At 69.0% G+C, this 242-nt stretch carries 1 pseudogene; it reads right to left on the bottom strand.

Going from position 1 to position 242, the window contains the following annotated elements:
- Positions 1–242 (bottom strand): annotated as a pseudogene (locus SB751_RS34510) (diaminopimelate decarboxylase); the annotation flags it as partial.

The raw sequence follows: 242 nt of genomic DNA on the forward strand, positions 1-242 counted from the left end.
GGTCGTTGAAACCCGCGTCGATCAGCACGAAGTCGTGCTGCGGCCGGCGGTTCACGGCCTGCACTTCGGTGACGAGCGTGCCGGCCTCGGCGACGAGGAAGCGGCCCGGTTCGATCTCGATGCGCACCGCGTGGCCGAGATGCCGTTCGATCCGCTTGCGCGCGGCATCCCACTGGTTGAAGTAGTGACCGACGTCGACGCGCGGCTCGCCGCCGCGATACGGAATCGACAACCCGCCGCCC

Source organism: Cupriavidus sp. SIMBA_020 (assembly GCF_046535395.1).
GTDB classification, from domain to species: Bacteria; Pseudomonadota; Gammaproteobacteria; order Burkholderiales; family Burkholderiaceae; genus Cupriavidus; species Cupriavidus campinensis.